Annotated in this window: 19 protein-coding genes; 9 read left to right on the forward strand and 10 right to left on the reverse strand. The window is 66.3% G+C overall.

All coding sequences use genetic code 11. The features are described 5' to 3' along the window. Positions 1 to 45 precede the first annotated feature (45 nt). Together AC1REK_RS11575 and AC1REK_RS11580 are read left to right on the forward strand one after the other, a co-directional pair. The gene (locus AC1REK_RS11575) at positions 46 to 1,926 is read left to right on the forward strand and encodes an ABC-F family ATP-binding cassette domain-containing protein (protein WP_492267929.1); all 1,881 of its coding nucleotides are present in this window, start codon (positions 46 to 48) and stop codon (positions 1,924 to 1,926) included. Between the two features lie 81 nt (positions 1,927 to 2,007). Next, complete coding sequence (locus tag AC1REK_RS11580) at positions 2,008 to 3,024, forward strand: exonuclease domain-containing protein (protein WP_327521483.1); 1,017 nt, start codon at positions 2,008 to 2,010, stop codon at positions 3,022 to 3,024. 87 nt (positions 3,025 to 3,111) lie between these two features. Here AC1REK_RS11580 and AC1REK_RS11585 read toward each other — a convergent pair whose 3' ends face one another. Genes AC1REK_RS11585 through AC1REK_RS11595 form a run of 3 tightly spaced genes read right to left on the reverse strand, consistent with a single transcriptional unit; the run spans position 3,112 to position 5,512 of the window. Then, a complete protein-coding gene (locus AC1REK_RS11585; RefSeq protein ID WP_327521484.1) occupies positions 3,112 to 3,522 on the reverse strand; it encodes a hypothetical protein in 411 nt (136 codons plus the stop codon). Further along, complete coding sequence (locus tag AC1REK_RS11590) at positions 3,519 to 3,971, reverse strand: DNA polymerase III subunit chi (RefSeq protein WP_327521485.1); 453 nt, start codon at positions 3,969 to 3,971, stop codon at positions 3,519 to 3,521. Before AC1REK_RS11590 ends, AC1REK_RS11585 begins: the two co-directional genes overlap by 4 nt. Positions 3,972 to 4,018: 47 nt before the next feature. Further along, a complete protein-coding gene (locus AC1REK_RS11595) occupies positions 4,019 to 5,512 on the reverse strand; it encodes a leucyl aminopeptidase (protein ID WP_492267928.1) in 1,494 nt (497 codons plus the stop codon). A 179-nt stretch (positions 5,513 to 5,691) separates the two neighbouring features. Here AC1REK_RS11595 and lptF point away from each other — a divergent pair, with 179 nt between their 5' ends. The 5 genes from lptF to rsmA are packed head-to-tail and all read left to right on the forward strand — an operon-like array spanning position 5,692 to position 12,479. Further along, positions 5,692 to 6,882 (forward strand): LPS export ABC transporter permease LptF, encoded by a 1,191-nt coding sequence (gene lptF, locus AC1REK_RS11600; RefSeq protein ID WP_327521487.1) that lies wholly within the window; start codon positions 5,692 to 5,694, stop codon positions 6,880 to 6,882. Then, positions 6,882 to 7,970, forward strand: a complete 1,089-nt coding sequence (gene lptG / locus AC1REK_RS11605) for an LPS export ABC transporter permease LptG (RefSeq protein WP_492267927.1) — start codon at positions 6,882 to 6,884, stop codon at positions 7,968 to 7,970. Before lptF ends, lptG begins: the two co-directional genes overlap by 1 nt. Before the next feature lie 48 nt (positions 7,971 to 8,018). Beyond that, positions 8,019 to 10,553, forward strand: a complete 2,535-nt coding sequence (locus AC1REK_RS11610) for an LPS-assembly protein LptD (protein ID WP_492267926.1) — start codon at positions 8,019 to 8,021, stop codon at positions 10,551 to 10,553. A gap of 46 nt (positions 10,554 to 10,599) precedes the next feature. Beyond that, positions 10,600 to 11,619, forward strand: a complete 1,020-nt coding sequence (gene pdxA, locus AC1REK_RS11615) for a 4-hydroxythreonine-4-phosphate dehydrogenase PdxA (protein WP_492267925.1) — start codon at positions 10,600 to 10,602, stop codon at positions 11,617 to 11,619. Next, positions 11,616 to 12,479: a 16S rRNA (adenine(1518)-N(6)/adenine(1519)-N(6))-dimethyltransferase RsmA gene (gene rsmA, locus AC1REK_RS11620; RefSeq protein ID WP_492267924.1), complete on the forward strand. Its 864-nt coding sequence runs from the start codon at positions 11,616 to 11,618 to the stop codon at positions 12,477 to 12,479. The genes pdxA and rsmA overlap by 4 nt, the downstream gene beginning before the upstream one ends. Positions 12,480 to 12,516: 37 nt before the next feature. Here rsmA and gmk read toward each other — a convergent pair whose 3' ends face one another. The 7 genes from gmk to fabD all read right to left on the reverse strand — a co-directional run bounded on the left by gmk (position 12,517) and on the right by fabD (position 19,215). Beyond that, positions 12,517 to 13,170, reverse strand: coding sequence for a guanylate kinase (gene gmk, locus AC1REK_RS11625; RefSeq protein ID WP_414644909.1), 654 nt, complete (start codon positions 13,168 to 13,170; stop codon positions 12,517 to 12,519). Next, positions 13,170 to 14,051: a YicC/YloC family endoribonuclease gene (locus tag AC1REK_RS11630; protein WP_492267923.1), complete on the reverse strand. Its 882-nt coding sequence runs from the start codon at positions 14,049 to 14,051 to the stop codon at positions 13,170 to 13,172. The genes gmk and AC1REK_RS11630 overlap by 1 nt, the downstream gene beginning before the upstream one ends. Before the next feature lie 84 nt (positions 14,052 to 14,135). Beyond that, the gene (gene mltG / locus AC1REK_RS11635) at positions 14,136 to 15,509 is read right to left on the reverse strand and encodes an endolytic transglycosylase MltG (RefSeq protein WP_316017219.1); all 1,374 of its coding nucleotides are present in this window, start codon (positions 15,507 to 15,509) and stop codon (positions 14,136 to 14,138) included. 138 nt (positions 15,510 to 15,647) lie between these two features. Then, positions 15,648 to 16,913 (reverse strand): beta-ketoacyl-ACP synthase II, encoded by a 1,266-nt coding sequence (fabF, locus tag AC1REK_RS11640; RefSeq protein WP_492267922.1) that lies wholly within the window; start codon positions 16,911 to 16,913, stop codon positions 15,648 to 15,650. A gap of 53 nt (positions 16,914 to 16,966) precedes the next feature. Beyond that, positions 16,967 to 17,200: an acyl carrier protein gene (locus AC1REK_RS11645; RefSeq protein WP_066468900.1), complete on the reverse strand. Its 234-nt coding sequence runs from the start codon at positions 17,198 to 17,200 to the stop codon at positions 16,967 to 16,969. Between the two features lie 254 nt (positions 17,201 to 17,454). Beyond that, entirely contained in the window at positions 17,455 to 18,192 is a 738-nt protein-coding gene (gene fabG, locus AC1REK_RS11650) for a 3-oxoacyl-[acyl-carrier-protein] reductase (RefSeq protein ID WP_492267921.1), read from the reverse strand. Positions 18,193 to 18,267: 75 nt separating this feature from the next. Further along, positions 18,268 to 19,215: an ACP S-malonyltransferase gene (gene fabD, locus AC1REK_RS11655; protein ID WP_492267920.1), complete on the reverse strand. Its 948-nt coding sequence runs from the start codon at positions 19,213 to 19,215 to the stop codon at positions 18,268 to 18,270. Positions 19,216 to 19,559: 344 nt separating this feature from the next. Between fabD and rpsF the strand changes: the two genes are divergently transcribed. Together rpsF and rpsR are read left to right on the forward strand one after the other, a co-directional pair. Further along, entirely contained in the window at positions 19,560 to 20,009 is a 450-nt protein-coding gene (rpsF, locus tag AC1REK_RS11660) for a 30S ribosomal protein S6 (protein WP_316017223.1), read from the forward strand. Between the two features lie 3 nt (positions 20,010 to 20,012). Then, a complete protein-coding gene (rpsR, locus tag AC1REK_RS11665; RefSeq protein WP_038367644.1) occupies positions 20,013 to 20,258 on the forward strand; it encodes a 30S ribosomal protein S18 in 246 nt (81 codons plus the stop codon). Positions 20,259 to 20,306: the final 48 nt, after the last annotated feature.

A 20,306-nucleotide genomic window follows, 5' to 3' on the forward strand; every position in this document is an offset into this window, starting at 1 on the left:
ATTTCGTGTTTGCATCGCGCCGACAAGTTTGCCTAAAGCCAGCCCATGCTCACCCTCAGCGATATCACCTACCGGCTCGGCGACAGGCTGCTGCTGGACAAGGCCGGCGCGGCGCTGCCGACAGGCGCGCGCGTCGGGCTGGTCGGCCGCAACGGCACCGGCAAGACGACCCTGTTCCGCATCATCACCGGCGACCTTTCGCCCGAAGGTGGCAGCGTCAGCCTGCCGCGGGGCATGCGCATTGGCGGGGTCGCGCAGGAGGCCCCCGGCGGACCGGAAACGCTGATCGAGGTCGTGCTGGCGGCCGATACCGAGCGCTCCGCGCTGATGAAGGAGTCCGAGACCGCGACGGACCCGCTGCGCATCGCCGAGATCGAGACCCGGCTCGCCGATATCGGCGCCCATTCCGCCCCGGCCCGCGCCGCGACGGTACTCTATGGGCTCGGCTTCGACGAGGCCGCGCAGCAGCGCCCCTGTTCCGACTTCTCGGGTGGCTGGCGCATGCGCGTCGCGCTCGCCGCGGTGCTGTTCTCCGAGCCCGACCTGCTGCTGCTCGACGAGCCGACCAACTATCTCGACCTCGAAGGCACGCTCTGGCTCTACGACTATCTCGAGCGCTATCCGCATACCGTGCTGGTGGTCAGCCATGACCGCGAGCTGCTCGACACCTGCGTCGACCACATCCTGCATCTCGACCAGGGCAAGCTGACGATCTATCGCGGCGGCTACAGCGCCTTCGAGAAGCTCCGCGCCGAGAAGCAGGCCAATCTCGCCAGGCAGCGCGAGAAGCAGGACGCCGAGCGCAAGCATCTCCAGGCCTTCGTCGATCGCTTCAAGGCGAAGGCAACCAAGGCGCGGCAGGCGCAATCGCGCGTCAAACGCCTGGAGAAGATGCAGGAGATCGCGACCATCGAGGATCGCGACGTCCAGCCCTTCTCCTTCCCCGCACCCGAACGGCCGCTGTCGCCGCCGATGGTCGTGCTCGAAGGCGCAAGCGCCGGCTATGGCGACCGAACCATCCTGTCGCGGCTCAACCTGACCTTGTCGCCCGACGATCGCATCGCCCTGCTCGGCTCGAACGGCAACGGCAAGTCGACCTTCTGCAAGCTGATCGGCGGGCGGCTCGAGCCGAAGACCGGCCAGATGCGACGCTCGTCCAAGCTCCAATCCGCCTACTTCGCCCAGCACCAGCTCGACGAACTCCGGATGGAGGACACGCCCGTCGGCCATATCCGCGAGCTGATGCCGGACCAGCCGGAGGCCCGGGTCCGCGCCCGGACGGCGCAGATCGGCTTTCCCGCAGCCAAGGCCGACACGCCGGTGAAAAATCTCTCCGGCGGCGAGAAGGCTCGCCTGATGCTTGGCATCGCCACCTTCGGCGGGCCGCATCTGATGATCCTCGACGAGCCGACCAACCATCTCGACATCGACAGCCGCACGGCGCTGGTCAGGGCGATCAACGACTATCCCGGCGCCGTGATTCTGGTCAGCCACGATCGCTTCCTGATCGAGGCCTGCGCCGACCAGCTCTGGCTGGTTGCCGACGGCACGGTGAAGAGCTTCGACGGCGACATGGAGGATTACCGCAGCCTGGTGCTCGGCGGCGCCAAGGCGGCGCGGCGCGAGAAATCGGGCAAGCAGGAGGCGCCCCCCTCTGGCGGCAAGGCCGAGGATCGCAAGGGCAACGCCCAGAAGCGCGCGGCGCAAGGGCCGCTGCGCCAGAAGCTCAACCTCGCCGAGGCACGAATCGCCAAGCTCACCGGGCTGATCGAGAAGGTCGACGAAGTACTCGGCAATGGCGCGGCTTTCGCGCGCGACCCCGAGAAGGCGCTGCAGCTCTCACGCCAGCGCGCCGAACTCGCCGAGGCTCTCGGCGCGGCCGAAGAGGAATGGCTCTCGCTGAGCGAAGAGCTGGAGAGCGCCTGAATGCGCCTCCGTGCTCGCTAAACTCCCTGTCGGCTGGACTTACCTTCGAGGGCGCAGTTTCATGGCAATGGGGACTGGGCCATGACATCTAAGCATATCGTCATTCTCGACACGGAAACCACGGGCGTTCAGCGATACGATCGAATCGTCACGCTGGCGGCAATCCGGGTGAGCGAAAACAGCGAAACGCCGGAAACCCTCTATCGCTGCTTCGACCCGCGCAAGGACAGCCATCCCGGCGCCGCCCGCATCCATGGCTGGGATGATTGGACGACGCGGTTTCAAGATTTGTTCGCCGACCATGCTGACGAACTTCATCGCTGGCTTTCACAGAGCGACTTGCTCGTGATGCACAACGCCGAGTTCGATCTCCACTTCGTCAATCGGGAGTTTCGAAAATGTGGCCTCCCGCCCCTGACGGCGCCGGTCTATTGCACGCTGGAGCGGGCAAGATCGGCGTGGCCCGGCAAGGCAGGCCTGGATGCCTGCGCCAAACGCCTGGGCCTCGAGCGGGTAACCGACAAGCACCACCCGCTTGAGGACGCCTTTCTGACCTGGAATCTATATCGGTATTTCCAGGGCGTCCCGAGGCTTTCGCGTCGCAGCCAGTGGCCGGAACCCGAGAATATGCGCCCCGCCCCTCCTAGGCCAATCGGGAACCTCCCCAGGCGCCACGCCAAGCGACCGGGCACCGCCGGTTTGCGATGGACGCCTTCGCAACGAAAGGCGGCTGAGCGTCTCGCGCGACCGGTAGCGATTCTCCTCGTTTTCCTTGCCCTTTCGGACAGCCATTTCGCCACTCAGGAAAAGGCGGTGATATGGGATCTGGTTCGGAGAGCCGCGGAGAGACTCGACCTACCGTCTTCCGAGTTGGACACAGAATCGGTCGCGGCGGAGTTGCTGGAATTGGTGCCGACGCGCACCCTAGTCACCCGCGCGATGGATGCCGTTCTCGGCGATGAAACGTGGCGTGAACACTTGCCGAAGCTCATGACAGCAATGGTCATGGCCGACGGAATATTTGTTGCCGATGAGCGCGCGGCGCTGGGAAAAGTGAAGGAGGTGCTTCTGAAGCAGCGCCCTTTCAGCGCCCAATGACCTCGGCGCCTCTGCCTAGTGAAGCTCAGGTGCTGCTTGGCGAGGTGCCCGGCTCCAAAAGAACGGGCTTGAGCACGATGAGCGGCCTTAGCCCTGCTGCTCGGGCTGCCCCGGCTTGACGATGCGGCTCAGGCGGTTGTCGGTGAACATGTAGATCTCGCGCCCGCCGGGCTCGGCATAGAGCACCTGGACCTCGCGCTGGCCCTTGCCGCTCTCGCCGATGAGCACGTCGGTCGGCCGCTTGGCCTTCAGCCTGACCAGCTCGCATTCGGTGATGCCGGGCGCGATCTCCCTCGGCAGTGGTCGCGTCGCCGGATCGAGCGAAACATCGGCCGCGCATTCGCCTTCGGGCGTCAGCATCGCCTCCTGCGTCGAGACGCGGGCCGTGGCGCTGCTGCTGCGCGTGCCGCGCTCGTCGGAAACGAAGGAATACCCGCCCATGTCGACGGAACAGCCGGCGAGCGCAGCCGCCAGGGCCAGGGCAACAGGAATTTTCACGCTTTCTTCTCCCAGCGGCCGGTGTCGTCCTGCTGCCAATAGGTCGCAGCCAGGCCCCGCGCTCGCAATTTCTTCCAGTCCTCGCGGGCCGAAGCCAAAGCTTCCGGATCATCCCCGTCGAACATCAGGATGACGCGCTCATAGGCGTCCAATGCGTCGGGAATGCGGACACCATCGACGCAGAAACGGACCTGCGCCGCATTCGGATTGTCCGAGTCGGTGGTGAGCACGATCGGGTTGCCGGCGGCGTCCGGCTCGCTGGCGGTACCGTGCGGCAGGAAGGAATCGTCAGCATAGGTCCAGAGCCGGTCGTCGAGCGAGGCGAGACGCTCGCGGCTGGAGCACTCGACGACCACCTTCCAGCCGCGCACAAGCGAGCGCTCGAGCAAGGTCGGCAAGACCTGCTCGAGCGGACGGGACTGCAGATGGTAGAACCAGATCTCGGCCATGACGCCGGCTTTTCCAGCAGCTTACGCGCGCGGGCTGATAATGCGAATCAAGCCTCGTAGTGATCCGCCACCAGCCGGTCGAGCAGGCGTACGCCCCAGCCCGAGCCCCAGGAGCGGTTGATCTCGGTGCTGAGCGACCCCATGCCGGTTCCGGCGATGTCCAGATGGGCCCAGGGCGTGTCGTTGACATGGCGCTGCAGGAACTGCGCCGCGGTGATCGAGCCGCCATGGCGCCCGGCCGAGTTCTTCATGTCGGCGAACTTGGAATCGATCATCTTGTCGTAGGCTGCGCCGAGCGGCATGCGCCAGACCGTCTCGCCGGTGGCCTTGCCGGCAGCGAAAAGCCGCTCGGCCAGCGCGTCATTGTTCGAGAACAGGCCGGCATTCTCCTGCGCCAGCGCGACCAGGATGGCGCCCGTCAGCGTCGCCAGGTTGACCATGAAGGCCGGCTTGAAGCGCTCCTGCGTGTACCAGAGCACGTCGGCGAGCACGAGCCGGCCTTCGGCATCGGTATTGATGATCTCGATGGTCTGGCCGGAGAGCGAGGTCACGATGTCGCCGGGACGCTGGGCGTTGCCGTCAGGCATGTTCTCGACGAGACCGATGACGCCGACCGCGTTGACTTTGGCCTTCCGGGCCGCGAGCGCGTGCATCAGCCCGGTGACGCAGGCGGCGCCCGCCATGTCGCCCTTCATGTCCTCCATGCCGCCAGCCGGCTTGATCGAGATGCCGCCGGTGTCGAAGGTCACACCCTTGCCGACGAAGGCGACCGGCTGCTCGCCCTTGCCAGCGCCGTTCCAGCGCATCACCACGACGCGGCTCTCGCGCCGCGAGCCCTGGCCGACGCCGAGCAGCGCGCGCATGCCGATCTTCTTCAGCTGCTTCTCGTTGAGAATCTCGACCTCGACGCCAAGCTTCTCGAGCTTGGCCGCGCGGTCGGCGAACTCCTCGGGGTAGAGCACGTTCGGCGGCTCGTTCACGAGATCGCGAGCGAGCTCTACGCCACCGGCGATCGCCTCGCGCGCCTTCAGCGCCTTCTTGACAGCCGACGGGTCGGCGACGCGCAGGATCGCGGTCTTCGGCTCGCTCTGCTCAGCCTCGCGGCTCTTGGTCTTGTACTGGTTGAAGGCATAGGAACGCAGCTTCAGGCCAAGGCCGATCTCGGCGACCTCGGCGGCGGAGAGCTCGCTTTCCGGGAGGGCGGCGATGATGTCGGCGCTGCGACCATGGCCGAGCCGGCCGGCGATGGCGCCGCCGAGCAGGGCGAAATCGAGCTTGTCGCGCTCGCCATCCGGCCCGGTTCCGATCAGGATCAGCCGCTCGTAGCTTGCCCCTTCGGGTGCCAGGACGGTGAGGCCCGAGAGAGATTTGCCCTTGAAGCGCTCGGCCGCGGCCGCCCGGGCAATCAGGCTGCGACCGCCCTCGCCCAGCCATTCCTCGGCGGCCTGCGCCGGCACGAGCTTGTCCGAGACGAGGATGACGAGATCCTCCCCGGTGACGGCGTTCGGGGCTTTGACCTCAAGCTTCAGGCGCTGCGACATCGACGGCTCACATTGGCGGAGGGCGGACGGAAGGGGCGGGATCGACTGGCAATGGCGCGGGACGGCCACAAACGATTCCCGTTTGCGCCATGATCGAAGCTATACCATAGGAGCTTCGAGGCGAGCCGTCCAAGGGCAGCGCCTTCGCCCTTGTGCCCGCCTGCCCAGGATCGAACCGCGTGCGTTTTGGACTGCTCGACCGCTACATCCTCAAGATTGCCGCGGTGGCGACGGTCATCCTGCTCGTCGGCCTGACCAGCGTCATCTGGGTGACGCAGGCCCTGCGCGAAGTCGACCTGATCACCGGCAAGGGCCAGACGGTGGTGATCTTCTTCACCGTGACCCTGCTCTCGCTGCCGGCGCTGATCGCCGGCATCGCGCCGGTCGCGCTGTTCATGGCGACCCTCTACACGCTCAACAAGCTCAACAGCGATTCCGAGCTGATCGTTATGAATGCGACCGGGGTCGCGCCGAAGCGCCTGACCCGGCCATTCCTGGTGCTGACGCTGGCGACGGCGGCGCTGGTTGGCTGGATGTCGGTCTCGGTCATGCCGGCCGGCTTCCGCGCCTTGCGCGACCTGATCACCATGATCCGTGCCGACTTCGTCGCAAACGTCGTCAAGGAAGGCCAATTCGTCTCACTCGATTCCGGCGTCACCTTCCACTACCGCGAGCGCTCGGGCCAGGCCCTGCTCGGCATCTTCATGCAGGACCGGCGCGACCCGAACCAACCAGCCATCTACATCGCCGAGCGTGGCCAGACCGCGGAAGCCGACGGCAACAGCTTCCTGATGCTGGAAAAAGGCACGATCCAGCGCGAGAGCCGCGACCGGAACTCGAGCTCGATCATCTCGTTCGAGCGCTATGCGCTCAACCTCTCCGCCCTGTCGGGCGATTCCGACGGAGCCGGCGGCGGCGACGGCGACAAGGTGATCTATAAGCCGCGCGAGCGAACGACCTGGGCGCTGCTGACCCAGGACAAGAATGAGCCCTACTACAAGATTCAGGAAGGCCGCTTCCGCGCCGAGCTGCACAACCGTCTCTCGGCGCCGCTCTACCCGATTGCCTTCATGCTGGTCGCCTTCGCCGTGCTCGGCGAGGCGCGCACCACCCGCCAGGGCCGCGCCGTCGCCATCCAGCTCGCGATCCTGCTGGTCGGGGCGATCAGAATCGGTGCCTACGCCGCCTGGACCGCGAGCGTCCGCTCTGGATTCGCGGTCGTGCTGCTCTATGTGCTGCCGCTCGTCACCATCGCTGTGTCGGCAAGCATGATCGCCTTCGGCGCGCGGGCGCGAGCGGTCCTCGACCGGCTGACGGACTCGCTGGCCGCACCTTTCCTCGCCATCTCGGCACGCTGGCGGCGAAGCTGATGCTGCTCTTCAAGACCTTTGGGCGCTATCTCACCCAGCGCTTCTTCCGCGCCATATTGAGCGTGTTCGGGACGTTTTTCTTCCTGATCCTGACGCTCGACTTCGTCGAACTGATGCGCCGCGCCGGCGACTCGCCGGTCGCGACCACGCCGAGCATCATCCAGCTCGCGCTCTATCGCGCGCCTTCGGTCGCCGAGCAGATCTTCCCCTTCGCCGTCCTTTTCGGCGGAATGTTCGCCCTGCTGAATCTGAGCCGGAAGCTCGAATTGGTGGTAGCCCGCTCGGTCGGAATCTCGGCCTGGCAATTCCTGCAGCCGGCTGCCCTGGTCGCAGGGCTGATCGGTCTGATCTCGATCGGCATCTACAACCCCGTCGCGGCCGAGCTGAAGCAGCGCGCCACCAAACTGGAAGCCTCGCTATTCGCCAGAACCGGGCAGGTAGCCAGCGGCAAGGAGATCTGGATTCGCCAGCGCAGCATTGATGGCCAGGCAATCATCAGGGCGGCAGCAGCTCTGGAGGACGGCGTAGGCCTCGCCCAGGTCGCGTTCTTCAACTACGCCCCGGACGGCGGCTTCAGCGAGCGCATCGAGGCCCGCCAGGCGGTGCTGCATCATGGCTACTGGGAGCTTTCGGATGCCCGGGTGACCTCGGTCATGGAAGAGCCACAGAGCTACACGACATACCTCGTCGCGACCAATCTGGAGCCCGAGCAGGTGCGGCAAAGTTTCACTCCACCGGACTCGGTAGGCTTTTGGTCGATGCCGACCGTGATCGAGCGGACCCGCAAGGCCGGACTCGACACGACGCGCTACGAATTGCGCTACGAATCCCTGAAAGCCCGCCCGCTGCTGCTCATCGCGATGATTCTGGTGGCTGCATCCGTTTCCTTAAGATTTTTCCGGTTTGGTGGTGTTACCAAGCTGGTGGTAGGTGGCGTGGCGGCCGGGTTCATGCTCTATGTGGCTACGCAACTATCTGAGGAGTTGGGCTCATCGGGGATCATCAACGCCCCGGTGGCCGCGTGGCTGCCCGCGATCGTGGGCAGCCTGCTCGGCGCTCTTGCCCTCCTTCATCAGGAAGACGGCTGATAGTACGGTGCCTATGGTTAATTTTGGATTGAGTTCATGGTTCCGGGCGTGAGACGCATCGCGCGCCTTGCCGCAGCGACCGCGCTGGCGACGACGCTCGCGCCGGTCTTCGCGGGACCGAACCTTGCCTTCGCGCAAAGCGCCGCCAAGCCGCAGGAGCGTATGGTCGTGGACGCGCGCGAGCTCGTCTACGACAAGGACAAGAACACGGTCTCGGCCGTCGGCGACGTCCAGATTCTCTATCAGGGCCGCACCATCGAAGCCGACCGCGTCGTCTACGACCGGATGAGCAAGCGCGTCGTGGCGACCGGCAACGCCCGCATCACCGAGTCTAACGGCACCGTCATCACCGGCGACCGCTTCAATCTGACCGACGACTTCCGCGACGGCTTCATCGATTCGCTGCGCGTCGTGAACACCGACAAGACCCGCTTTTCGGCTCCGCGGGCCGAGCGCACCGACGGCGAGGTCTTCGTTTTCGACAAGGGCATCTACACCGCCTGCGAACCCTGCGCCGAGAACCCTGAAAAGCCGCCCTTCTGGCAAGTCCGCGCTGCCCGGATCATTCACAAGAAATCCGAGCAGATGATCTATTACGAGGATGCCCGGCTCGAGTTCGCCGGCATTCCGATCGCCTATATCCCCTACATGTCGGGGCCGGACGCGACCGTTAAGCGCAAGACTGGATTCCTGTCGCCGAAATTCATCAACACGTCGGCGCTGGGTGTTGGCGTCGGCCTGCCCTATTTCATCAATCTCGCGCCGAACTACGACGTCACGCTGACCCCGACCTATCTGTCCCGCCAGGGTCTCCTCGGCGAGGTCGAATGGCGCCATCGCTTCGCTAACGGCTCCTACAACATCCGCGCCGCGGGTATCTTCCAGCAGGACAAGGACGCTTTCCTGAAGAGCCCCTTCGGCGCGGGCGACGATGATTTCCGCGGCTCGATCGAGACCGCCGGCAAGGTCTTCATCAATCCGCGCTGGACCTTCAACTGGGATATCGCCGGCTCGACCGACCGGTTCTTCTACAAGAATTACCGCATCCGAAGCGAGAGCATCACGAACGGCAGTTACCTGCAGGAATCGACGTCGAGCGTGGGGCTTAACGGCCAGAGCGCCAACGCCTGGTTCGATATGCGGGGCTACTACTTCCAACCGCTCAGCTATCTCGACTGGCAGAAGCAGCAGCCAGTCGCGCTACCGGTGGTCGACTACAACAAGCGGCTCCACAAGCCCTCGCTGATCGGCGGCGAGCTCTCCTTCACCGTCAACATCACGCATCTTTCGCGTGAGGCGGCGGCGTTCCAGGGCATCCCGAACCAGGACCGATATCTCCTGAACATCCCGGCGACCCCGACGATGGCCGGCTATGGTTTGTACGACGGCTGCGCCGTCTACCAGAAGGACCGCTGCCTGATCCGTGGCCTCGCTGGCAACATCGCCCGTGCGACGGCCGAGGTCGCCTGGCGGCGTAATTTCACCGACTCGTTCGGCCAGATCTGGACGCCTTACGCTTCGATGCGGGCCGACATCTTCTCCGTGAATCCGAACACGACGGACTACACCAACTACCATGTCCGCACGATCGCCGACGCGACGGACGACGTGTTCGGGCGGGTGATGCCGGCGGCCGGCCTGATGTACCGCTACCCCTTCGTTGCCACGACCTCGTGGGGCACGCACATTCTCGAGCCCGTGGCTCAGATCGTCGCCCGGCCGAACGAAACCAACAGCATGCGCGTCGCCAACGAAGATGCGCAGAGCATGGTCTTCGACGACACCAACCTGTTCGAGTGGAACAAATTCTCGGGCTACGACCGGGTCGAGGGCGGCACCCGCGCCAATATCGGCCTGCGCTATTCCGGTACGTTCGGCAAGGATTCCTACGCCAATCTGCTCTTCGGCCAGTCCTACCATCTCGGTGGCCGCAACTCGTACGCGACCGGCGATCTGGTCAATACCGGCCTCCAGTCCGGCCTCGATACCCGCAACTCGGATTACGTCGCCCGCGCACAGTACCAGCCGTTCAAGGGGCTGCTCTTCCAGGGCGGAGCGAGGTTCGACGAGTCGAACTGGGAGGCGCAGCGCATCGACGCCTCGGCCTCCTACACGCACAAGCTCTTCGCGACTACCGTCGGCTACAGCCGTTACGAGCCGCAGCCGCAACTCGGCATCCCGCGGCGGCGTGAAGGTCTCAGCCTGAGCCAGTCCTTCAGCTTCGCGCAGTACTGGAGCGTCCGCGGTAGCGTGCTGTTCGACCTCGACAAGTACAAGTACGACCGCGAGCGCTATCGCGACGCCTTTGTCGCCAACCAGCTCAATCCGGCGCTCTATGCTGCCCCGGTCTATCCCAAGACCGGGCCGTTCCAGACGGCCGGTCTGTCTGCGGGGCTGCGATACCAGGACGAGTGCACGATCTTCGACGTGACCTATACGCAGTCCTATGCCGACCGGCAGGCGGGAGCGAAGGACGACACGCGGACCGTGATGTTCCGGCTCGAACTGCGGACCCTGGGCGAGATCAGCTATTCGCAGAATCTCGGCACCAACAGCTCTGGCGACGGCGTCGCCAGCAACTGACGAAGTAAAGACGCGGTCTCGCCATCGCTCCGGAGGGAGGCCGCGCTTGCGCAATCATCTTTTGGCCCTGACACAGGGCGATCCCGCCGGGGTCGGCCCGGAGATCAGCCTGATGGCCTGGCTGCTGCGCAGGCAGCAGCGGCTGCCGGCCTTCGCCTATCTCGGTAATGCCCTTGCCCTGCAGGCGCTGGCAGAACGGCTTGGGCTGGCGGTACCGGTCCGGAGCGTCACGTGGGAAGAGGCGACCGCCGCCTTCGACGAGGCACTTCCGGTTGTCGAGATCGATGGAGCGTCGCCCGCCGAGCCGGGTAGGCCCAACCCGGCCAATGCGGCGGGCGTGATCGGAGCGATCGAGCGCGGTGTCGCAGCCGTTGAATCCGGACTGGCGGCGGCGCTCGTCACCAACCCGATCGCCAAGAGCGTGCTCTATGCCGCAGGCTTCAGCCATCCCGGCCACACCGAGTTCCTCGCCGAGCTCGCCGGACGCAGCGGCAAGGCCGTGCCGCAGCCGGTGATGATGATCTGGTCGGAGGGGCTCGCCGTCGTACCCGTGACGATCCATGTGCCGCTCTCGGCCGTGCCGGGTCTGCTCACCACCGAACTGATTGTCGAGACCGGAAAGATCGTCGCGGCCGATCTTGCGCGGCGCTTCGGTATCACCCGTCCCCGGCTGGCGCTGAGCGGGCTCAATCCGCATGCGGGCGAAGGCGGAGCGCTCGGATCCGAGGACGATGCGGTCGTCGCCCCGGCGGTCACTGAACTGCGCGCGCTCGGCATCGACGCCAGCGGACCCTACCCGGCCGATACGATGTTCCATGAAAGGGCGCGCGCCAGTTATGATGTCGCGCTCGCCATGTATCACGACCAGGCGCTGATCCCGATCAAGACGATCGCCTTCGACGAGGGGGTCAACGTCACGCTCGGCCTGCCCTTCATCCGGACCTCGCCGGACCATGGCACCGCATTCGATATCGCCGGCAAGGGCACGGCGCGGCCCGACAGCCTTTGCGCGGCGCTGAGGCTCGCCGCCAGGATGGCGGAAGCCGAGATGGAGACGCAGGCATGAGCGCATCGGATGGCCTTGCCCAGGACGGGCTGCCGCCGCTACGCGAGGTGGTCGAGCGCCATGGCCTGATGGCCCAGAAGGCGCTCGGCCAGAACTTCCTGTTCGACCTCAACCTGACCGGTCGGATCGCGCGGGCGGCCGGGCCGCTCGCCGGACAGACGGTCGTCGAGATCGGGCCTGGCCCCGGCGGACTGACACGGGCGCTGCTGGCGAACGGCGCCGAACGCGTGATCGCGATCGAGCGCGACCGCCGCTGCCTGCCGGCGCTGGCCGAGATTGCGGCGCACTATCCCGGGCGGCTAGAGGTCGTCGACGGCGACGCGCTCGCCGTCGACCTCTCGCATTTGCTTGGCGGCGGCGAAGCGCGGATCGTCGCCAACCTGCCCTATAATATCGGCACGCCTCTGCTCGTCGGCTGGCTCAGCGCCGAGCCCTGGCCGCCCTGGTGGAGTTCGCTGACCCTGATGTTCCAGCGCGAGGTTGCGGAACGCATCGTCGCGACGCCCGATCAGCGCGCCGCCTACGGACGCCTTGCGGTGCTTGCCGGCTGGCGCTGCGAAGCGAAAATCCTGTTCGATGTGCCGAAGACCGCTTTCGTGCCGCCGCCGAAGATCACCTCCTCGATCGTGCAACTCATGCCGCGGCAGCACCCCGAGCCCTGCGACCGCCGGCTGCTGGAGCGGGTCACGCTCGCCGCCTTCGGGCAGCGTCGCAAGATGCTGCGCCAGAGCCTGAAGCCGGTGCTCGCCGAGCCGACGCCGATCATCGAGGCCGCAGGCCTGTTGCCGACGGCGCGGGCCGAAGAGATCCCGGTCTCGGGCTTCGTGCGCCTCGCGAACGCGCTGGCAGAAGCGCTGTAGGCTGGGGGGCGGCGCAATCAGCGGCCCCGCCAGCTTCTCAGACCGTCGGCTCCTCGAGCAGTTGCTCAACAAAGCTCGCCATTCCGGTCGCGCGTGCGCGCTTCAGGCGTTCGGCGACGAGGATCGCGCGAACCGATTCATAGGCCGCGCCGAGATCGTCATTGATGATGACGTAGTCGTAGACGCTCCAGCGCGCGATCTCGTCGCGGGCATTTGCGAGGCGTTTGGCGATGACCTCGGGTGCATCCTCGGCGCGCCGCACAAGGCGCGAGCGCAGCTCGGCCATGGAGGGCGGCAGGATGAAGATCGCGACGACGTCGTCGCGGGCCTTTTCGAGGATCTGCTGCGTGCCCTGGTAGTCGATGTCGAAGAGCACGTCGCGACCGGCCTTGAGCGCCTCCTCGACCGGCTTGCGCGGCGTGCCATAGCCATTGCCATGGACTTCCGCGGATTCGAGCAGCTCGTCGCGCTGGCGCAAACCGTCGAACAAATCGCGCTCGATGAAATGGTAGTGAACACCCTCGATCTCCGACGGCCGGCGGGCGCGCGTCGTCACCGACACGGAGAGGTCGAGATTGGTCTCCTTCTGCGACAGCGTGCGCGTCAGGGTCGACTTGCCGGCGCCGGAGGGCGACGACAGGATCAGCATCAGGCCGCGACGGGCCGGGCGGACGAGATCAGCCATCGCCATCATTCCACGTTCTGAACCTGTTCGCGGAGCTGGTCGACCGTCGTGCGCAGATCGAGGCCGATGCGCGACAGGCCGGGATCGCCGGCCTTGGCGCAGAGCGTCGAGGATTCACGGCCGAACTCCTGCGCGAGGAAGTCGAGCTTGCGGCCGATAGGCCCGCCCTGGGCGAGCAGTTCGCGCAGACCGGTGACGTGTGCATGCAGCCGGTCGATCTCCTCGCGGATATCGGCCCGCACGGCGAGCAGGGCCGCCTCCTGATGCAGGCGCTGGGCGTCCAGGGCATTGCCGGTTTCGAGCAGCGCGGCGACCTGCGCGGCGAGACGCGCCTTCACCGCCTCGACGCTGCGCGCGGGGTGGCTCTCGGCCTCCCCAGTCAACCGGGCGATGGTGGCGAGATGCCCCCCGATCACGGTCTCCAGCGCGAGGCCTTCGCCGAGACGCGCCTGCTTGAGCGAGGCGACGAGCCGCTCGAGCGCGGCCAGAACCGGCTTCTCGAGCGCCGAGGCGGCATCCTCCGCCTCCTCGGCGATCTCGACGACGCCCCGAATGGCGAGAAGACCGTCGAGCGAGGCCGGAGCCATGCCGGCCGGCAGGGACACGGTGGCCGCAGCTTCGACCAGGGCGGCCAGCGCCTCCTGGTTGATCCGTGGGCGCGCCGGCGCCGCCGCGCTCGTGATGGCGAGATTGACGTGCAGCGTGCCGCGCGAGAAGGCAGCGGACATCTGCTTGCGCGCGGCTTCCGAGAACTGCTCGAAGCCCGGCGGAACGCGGACACGGACATCGAGGCCGCGGCCGTTGACGCTGCGCACCTCCCAGGCAAAGGCGTGGGTGGCGACGGTCCCGGCCTCACGCGCGAAGCCCGTCATGCTTTCGATTGCCATATTACGATCTTCCTGCCCGCGAATGCGGCCGGACCCTAGACAGCGCTTGTCACAACGACAAGCGCGCGATGTGGAAAGACGCGGTCAGGGCCGCAGGGCCGGAACGACCTTCGGGCTGTTCAGGTCGAAGGTCCGGTTGCGCAGCGGATCGCGATCGGTTCCTTCCGAAGCGTCGAAGGCGCGCGCGCGGGTACCGTCAGTCCCGCCCTGCGCCGTCTGGCCGGCACGGCGGTTGCCCGGTACCGGGAAGCTCTCGGGCTGCCCCGCGGCCTGCATGCCCTGCCCGGCGCCGCCCGGCGCTTCGGTGCGGGAATCGGGCGACGGGGGCGGCTCGGCCTTGTCGATGCTGGCCTCCGGCGCCGGCTTGCCCGCCTCGCGCCTGTTGGCCTCGACTTGGCGCCAGCGCGCAACATTGCGGTTGTGCTGCTCCAGCGTCTCGGCGAAGGCGTGGCCGCCGCTGCCGTCCGCAACGAAATAGAGATCCTTGGTGCGCGAGTGGTTGACCACCGCCTCAAGCGCGGCCCGGCCGGGATTGGCGATCGGCCCCGGCGGCAGGCCATCGATCACATAGGTGTTGTAGGGCGTCGCCTGGGTGATCTCGGTCCGCATGATGCCGCGTCCGAGCGTGCCCTTGCCGCCGACCAGCCCGTAGACGATCGTCGGATCCGATTGCAGCTTCATCTTGCGGTTGAGCCGGTTGATGAAGACGCCGGCGACGCGGGTGCGCTCGTCGGCGCGCCCGGTTTCCTTCTCGACGATCGAAGCCAGGATCACGAGCTCCTGGGGAGTCTTGATCGGCAGGTCGGCCGGACGGCGGGCCCAGATGTCGTTGAGGATGCGACGCTGGTCGCGGGTCATCCGGTCGACCATGGCCTGCCGCGTCGAGCCGCGCTGGAACTTGTAGGTGTCCGGCAGAATTGCACCCTCGCGCGGAACCTGGATGATCTCGCCGGAGAGCAGATCGTTCTCCTTCAGGCGGGCTATGATCTGTTCGCTGGTCAGGCCCTCGGGGATGGTGACGGAGTGCTCGACAGCCTTGCCCTCGGCGATGATGTCGAGGATGTCCTTCTGGCTGGCGCGTGCCTTGAACAGGTACTCGCCGGCCTTGAGGCTCGCTGCCTTGCCCGATGTATAGGCCGCGACCTTGAAGGCCCAGGGATGCTCGATCAACCCCTCGCGCTGCAGGAGATCGGCGATCTCCGTCACCCCGTTCTCTTTCGGGATGATCAGGACGCGATCGGTCGCGAGCGGCCCGGGCGCCTTGCTGCGACTGTCGAGATAGGCGATGCCGCCTCCCACCGCACCAGCCAGCACCAGAGCTGTGGTGAACAGGCCGCTCAGCATGGCGATAAAGGGCGAGCGCCGGCGGCGGCGCACCTTCGGCGGCGGTGATGGCGGCGCGACCGGCTTCAACGCCTCGTTCGGGCTCCTCGGCGCAACGCGGGGCGGCTGATTCATGATGCTTACGCTCGATCTCCCGACATCACGATCCGCTTTGCCGGCATGGATTCCACCTGTCGGCCGCGCTCCAGGCATTCTGGCACGGCAGCGGCGACAGGCTAGCGAAAATTATGGCGAAAGCGCGCTGTCGCGGAATCAGCCGACGAAACGCCGCATGACCAGCGAGGCGTTGGTGCCGCCGAAACCGAAGGAATTGGAAAGCGCTACGTCGACCTTACGCTTCTTGGCCTTGTGCGGCACGAGGTCGATCTCGGTCTCGACGGAGGGATTATCGAGATTGATCGTCGGCGGCAGAACCTGGTCGCGAATCGCCAGGACCGAGAAGATCGCCTCGATCGCACCGGCGGCTCCGAGCAGATGGCCGGTCGCCGATTTGGTCGAGGACATGGCCGGCCGCTGCGGCGCATTGGCCAGCAGACGCTCGACCGCGCGCAGCTCGATCTCGTCGCCGACCTGCGTCGAGGTGCCGTGGGCATTGATGTAATCGACATCGGAGGCGCGCAAGCCGGCGCGGTTCAGCGCGGCCTGCATGCAGCGATAGGCGCCGTCCCCGTCCTCGGCCGGCGAGGTGATGTGATAGGCGTCGCCCGACATGCCGTAGCCGACGACCTCGGCATAGATCTTCGCGCCACGCGCCAGGGCGTGCTCGAGTTCCTCGAGAACGACGACGCCGGCGCCCTCGCCCATGACGAAGCCGTCACGGTCCTTGTCGTAAGGCCGCGAAGCCTTTTCGGGCGTATCGTTGAAACTGGTCGATAATGCGCGGCAGGCGCAGAATCCGGCAATGCCGATGCGGTTGATCGCCGATTCGGTGCCGCCGGCGACCATGACCTCGGCATCGCCCAGCGCGACCATGCGGGCCGCATCGCCGATGGCGTGCGCGCCGGTCGAGCAGGCGGTGACGACGGCGTGGTTCGGGCCCTTCAGCCCGTGCTCGATCGAGACGTAGCCGGCCGCGAGATTGCTGAGTCGCCCCGGGATGAAGAAGGGCGAGAGGCGCCGCGGGCCACGTTCCTTCAGCAGGATGGAGGCTTCGTAGATGCCACCCAATCCGCCGATGCCGGAGCCGATCGCGACGCCGGTCGCGATCTGATCCTCATAGGACTGCGGCTTCCAGTCTGCGTCGCGCAGGGCCTGGGTCGCTGCAGCCATGGCGAAGACGATGAAGTCGTCGACCTTGCGCTGCTCCTTGGGCTCCATCCAATCGTCGGGATTGAATGTGCCGGCCGAGCCGTCGCCACGCGGAATATTGCATGCGATTTGCGCAGGCAGATCAGAAGCGTCGAAGCTCGTGATCGGCCCTGCGCCGCTCTCGCCGGCAATCAGACGGGACCATGTCGCATCGACCCCGCATCCAAGCGGGGTCACCATGCCAAGTCCGGTGACGACGACGCGCCGCATCGGTATTCCTCGCTCGGTCAAGACGCTGGATCGCGCGCCAGACTCTGAGCCGCTCAGGCGGACTTCGAGAGGAACTTGACGGCGTCGCCGACCGTCACGATCGTCTCGGCGGCGTCATCGGGGATCTCGACGCCGAATTCCTCTTCGAAGGCCATGACCAGCTCGACGGTATCGAGGCTGTCCGCACCCAGATCCTCGATGAAGTTCGCGCCTTCGACCACCTTGTCGGCGTCGACGCCGAGGTGCTCGATCACGATCTTCTTCACGCGCTCGGCGACATCGCTCATGGGTCTTTCCTCAAACCTTGAAAACACACCGCCGGAAGCGACGCGTGGTTGAAATCGGTTTCCCGGCCGGCGCTCGCACCTTGCGGTGCGCCGGTCGGGGTGTTCATGGCTGCACAAACGCAACAACCAGGTTGGCGTCAAGCCCCCCGGTTGCCGATCGTCACGCGGCCGGCTGGCTAGTTAACACACTCGTAATGGGCTGGCGAGAGTTGTCCCAAAGCCTCGAACCGCTCCAGGAAAATTCTCTAACCGCCTCAGATCATTGCCATTCCGCCGTTTACATGAAGCGTCTGACCGGTGACGTAGCCAGCTTCCGAACTGGCGAGATAGGCCACTGCCGCGGCAATGTCGTCACCCACACCCAAACGGCCCATCGGCACGTCGGCGAGGATGGACTCGCGCTGCTTCTCGTTCAGCACCTCGGTCATCGGCGACTCGATGAAGCCCGGCGCGACGACGTTTACGGTGATGTTGCGGCTGGCGACCTCGGCTGCCAACGACTTCGACATGCCGATCAGGCCGGCCTTCGACGCCGCATAGTTGCCCTGCCCGGGATTGCCGGAGGTGCCGACCACCGAGCCGATCGAGATGATGCGGCCATAGCGCCGGCGCATCATGCTCTTCACCGCCGCGCGCGAGAGCCTGAAGGCCGCGGTCAGGTTGACGGCGAGGACGAGGTCCCAGTCCTCGTCCTTGAGGCGCATGAACAGGTTGTCGCGGGTCACGCCGGCATTGTTGACGAGGATATCGAGCCCGCCGAGCTTGGCCTCGGCCGCCGGCACGAGCGCTTCGACCGAATCGCGATCGGAGAGATTGCAGGGAACGATCTCGACACGCTCACCCAGTTCTTTCGCCAGAGCCTCCAGCGCCTCGACCCGGGTTCCCGACAAGGCGACGGTGGCGCCTTGTGCATGCAGCCGCCGTGCGATGGCGCCGCCGAGCCCGCCGGTAGCGCCGGTGACCAGCGCCTTCTTTCCGGTCAGATCAAGCATTCTTCCTCCTTTTCGGCGTTCTGCCGTCTTCTCGGCCGGCTCATGCGAGGAGCCGGCCCGTCTCGTCACAGCCAGTCAGACGCCCTGCTGGGCCTTGTAGCTCGCGATATCGTCCGGCGTGCCGACCGAGGCGGACGACGCCCCGGCGGCGATGCGCTTGACCAGTCCGGCGAGCACCTTGCCCGAGCCGATCTCGTAGAACTGCGTCACGCCGGCGCCGGCCATCGCCTCGACGCATTCGCGCCAGCGGACGGTACCGGTGACCTGGGCCACCAGCGAGGCACGGATCGCGGCCGGATCGCTCAGCGGCGCGGCGCCGACATTGGCCATCACGGGCACGGCAGGCGCCTGCATCGATACCTCGGCCAGGGCAGCCTGCATTGCATCGGCAGCCGGCTTCATCAATGCGCAATGGAACGGAGCCGAGACCGGCAGCAGCATGGCGCGGCGCACGCCGCGCTCGCCTGCAAGGGCGATGGCGCGCTCGACCGCGGCCTTGGCACCGGAGAGCACGACCTGCCCGCCGCCATTATCGTTGGCGGCCTCGCAGACCTGGCCCTCAGCCGCATGGGCCGCGATAGCGCGGGCCTGCTCCAGATCGACGCCGAGCAGCGCCGCCATGGCGCCCTCGCCCGCCGGCACGGCCTTCTGCATAGCGTCGCCGCGAATGCGCAGCAGGCGCGCCGCATCGGAGATCGAGAAGGTGCCGGCGGCGGCCAGGGCCGAGTACTCGCCGAGCGAATGGCCGGCGACGAAGGCGGCATCGCGCGCCAGCGACAGGCCCGCCTCCGCCTCGAGCACGCGGATCGTCGCCAGGCTCACCGCCATCAGCGCCGGCTGGGCATTGGCGGTCAGGGTGAGCTCCTCGCCCGGCCCCTCCCACATCAGAGTCGAGAGCTTCTGCGACAGAGCCGCATCGACCTCGTCGAAGACGGCGCGGGCCGCCGGAAAGGCCTCGGCCAGGCCCTTGCCCATGCCGACCGCCTGCGAACCTTGCCCTGGAAAGATGAAAGCCGTCGCCATGTCCTGCTGGTCCTGAAGATCGCGCCTGGTTAACGTTGCGGGGCGCAGTCGCACCGTGCGGCCCGGCAAGTCAAGGCTTCGACAGCCCCAAACTCGACTTGCGCGGACATTTTCCGATGTTTTCGGCTTGCGCGGAAGGCCGTCTCCCTGTAACGAGCCCTCTGCTTGTTCGGCCGGAGGCTGAACGGATGGCGGAGCTTTCCTTTCCGGAGGTGCTCCGCTCGGCTTCTCTCCTGGGCAGCCATCATCCCGTGTCTCCGCCTTCGATGAAATCCTGTCGGGCCTTATCCAGGGCTCGGAGGGCTCCGCGCCGGACGAAGCAGGTGAAAGAAGGAAGGCCACTCATGGCATTGTACGAGCATGTGATGCTCGCGCGACAAGATGTCAGCGCGCAGCAGGTCGAGACCCTTGTCGAGCAGTTCAAGGGCATCCTCGAGGCCAATGGCGGCTCCGTCGCCAAGGTCGAGTACTGGGGCGTCAAGTCCCTGGGCTACCGCATCAAGAAGAACCGCAAGGCGCACTATTCGCTGTTGAACATCGACGCCCCGGCGGCCGCCGTGGCCGAAATGGAGCGCCAGATGCGCATCAATGAAGACGTGCTGCGCTTCATGACCATCCGCGTCGAGGCTCTCGAGGACGGCCAGTCGGTCATGCTCCAGAAGCGCGACCGCGACGAGCGCGGCGACCGTTTCGACCGCGGCCCTGGCGGCGGCGATCGCTTCGACCGTGGCCCGCGCCGCGAGCGTCCGCGCCGCGAAGACGAAGCCACCGAAACGCCCGCCGGGGAGGCCTGATCCATGTCGACCGCATCTGCTGGCGCCCGTCGCCCCTTCTTCCGCCGTCGCAAGTCCTGCCCGTTCTCGGGCGAAGGCGCTCCGAAGATCGACTACAAGGACGTGCGTCTGCTCTCGCGCTACATCTCCGAGCGCGGCAAGATCGTGCCGTCGCGCATCACGGCCGTCTCGGCCAAGAAGCAGCGTGAGCTCGCCCAGGCGATCAAGCGCGCCCGCTTCCTCGGCCTGCTGCCCTACGTCATCCGCTGAGCGGCTGAATGTTTCCCGGTGGCGCTTCGGCGCCACCGGTTTTCTAGA

Source organism: Allobosea sp. GW823-FHT02B03, assembly GCF_058797755.1.

Coding starts and splice junctions, on each gene's coding strand:
- AC1REK_RS11575 (WP_492267929.1), top strand. CDS start 46: ATGCTCACCCTCAGCGATATCACCTACCGGCTCGGCGACAGGCTGCTG.
- AC1REK_RS11580 (WP_327521483.1), top strand. CDS start 2,008: ATGACATCTAAGCATATCGTCATTCTCGACACGGAAACCACGGGCGTT.
- AC1REK_RS11590 (WP_327521485.1), bottom strand. CDS start 3,971: ATGGCCGAGATCTGGTTCTACCATCTGCAGTCCCGTCCGCTCGAGCAG.
- AC1REK_RS11595 (WP_492267928.1), bottom strand. CDS start 5,512: ATGTCGCAGCGCCTGAAGCTTGAGGTCAAAGCCCCGAACGCCGTCACC.
- lptG (WP_492267927.1), top strand. CDS start 6,882: ATGCTGCTCTTCAAGACCTTTGGGCGCTATCTCACCCAGCGCTTCTTC.
- rsmA (WP_492267924.1), top strand. CDS start 11,616: ATGAGCGCATCGGATGGCCTTGCCCAGGACGGGCTGCCGCCGCTACGC.
- gmk (WP_414644909.1), bottom strand. CDS start 13,170: ATGGCGATGGCTGATCTCGTCCGCCCGGCCCGTCGCGGCCTGATGCTG.
- AC1REK_RS11630 (WP_492267923.1), bottom strand. CDS start 14,051: ATGGCAATCGAAAGCATGACGGGCTTCGCGCGTGAGGCCGGGACCGTC.
- mltG (WP_316017219.1), bottom strand. CDS start 15,509: ATGAATCAGCCGCCCCGCGTTGCGCCGAGGAGCCCGAACGAGGCGTTG.
- fabF (WP_492267922.1), bottom strand. CDS start 16,913: ATGCGGCGCGTCGTCGTCACCGGACTTGGCATGGTGACCCCGCTTGGA.
- AC1REK_RS11645 (WP_066468900.1), bottom strand. CDS start 17,200: ATGAGCGATGTCGCCGAGCGCGTGAAGAAGATCGTGATCGAGCACCTC.
- fabG (WP_492267921.1), bottom strand. CDS start 18,192: ATGCTTGATCTGACCGGAAAGAAGGCGCTGGTCACCGGCGCTACCGGC.
- fabD (WP_492267920.1), bottom strand. CDS start 19,215: ATGGCGACGGCTTTCATCTTTCCAGGGCAAGGTTCGCAGGCGGTCGGC.
- rpsF (WP_316017223.1), top strand. CDS start 19,560: ATGGCATTGTACGAGCATGTGATGCTCGCGCGACAAGATGTCAGCGCG.
- rpsR (WP_038367644.1), top strand. CDS start 20,013: ATGTCGACCGCATCTGCTGGCGCCCGTCGCCCCTTCTTCCGCCGTCGC.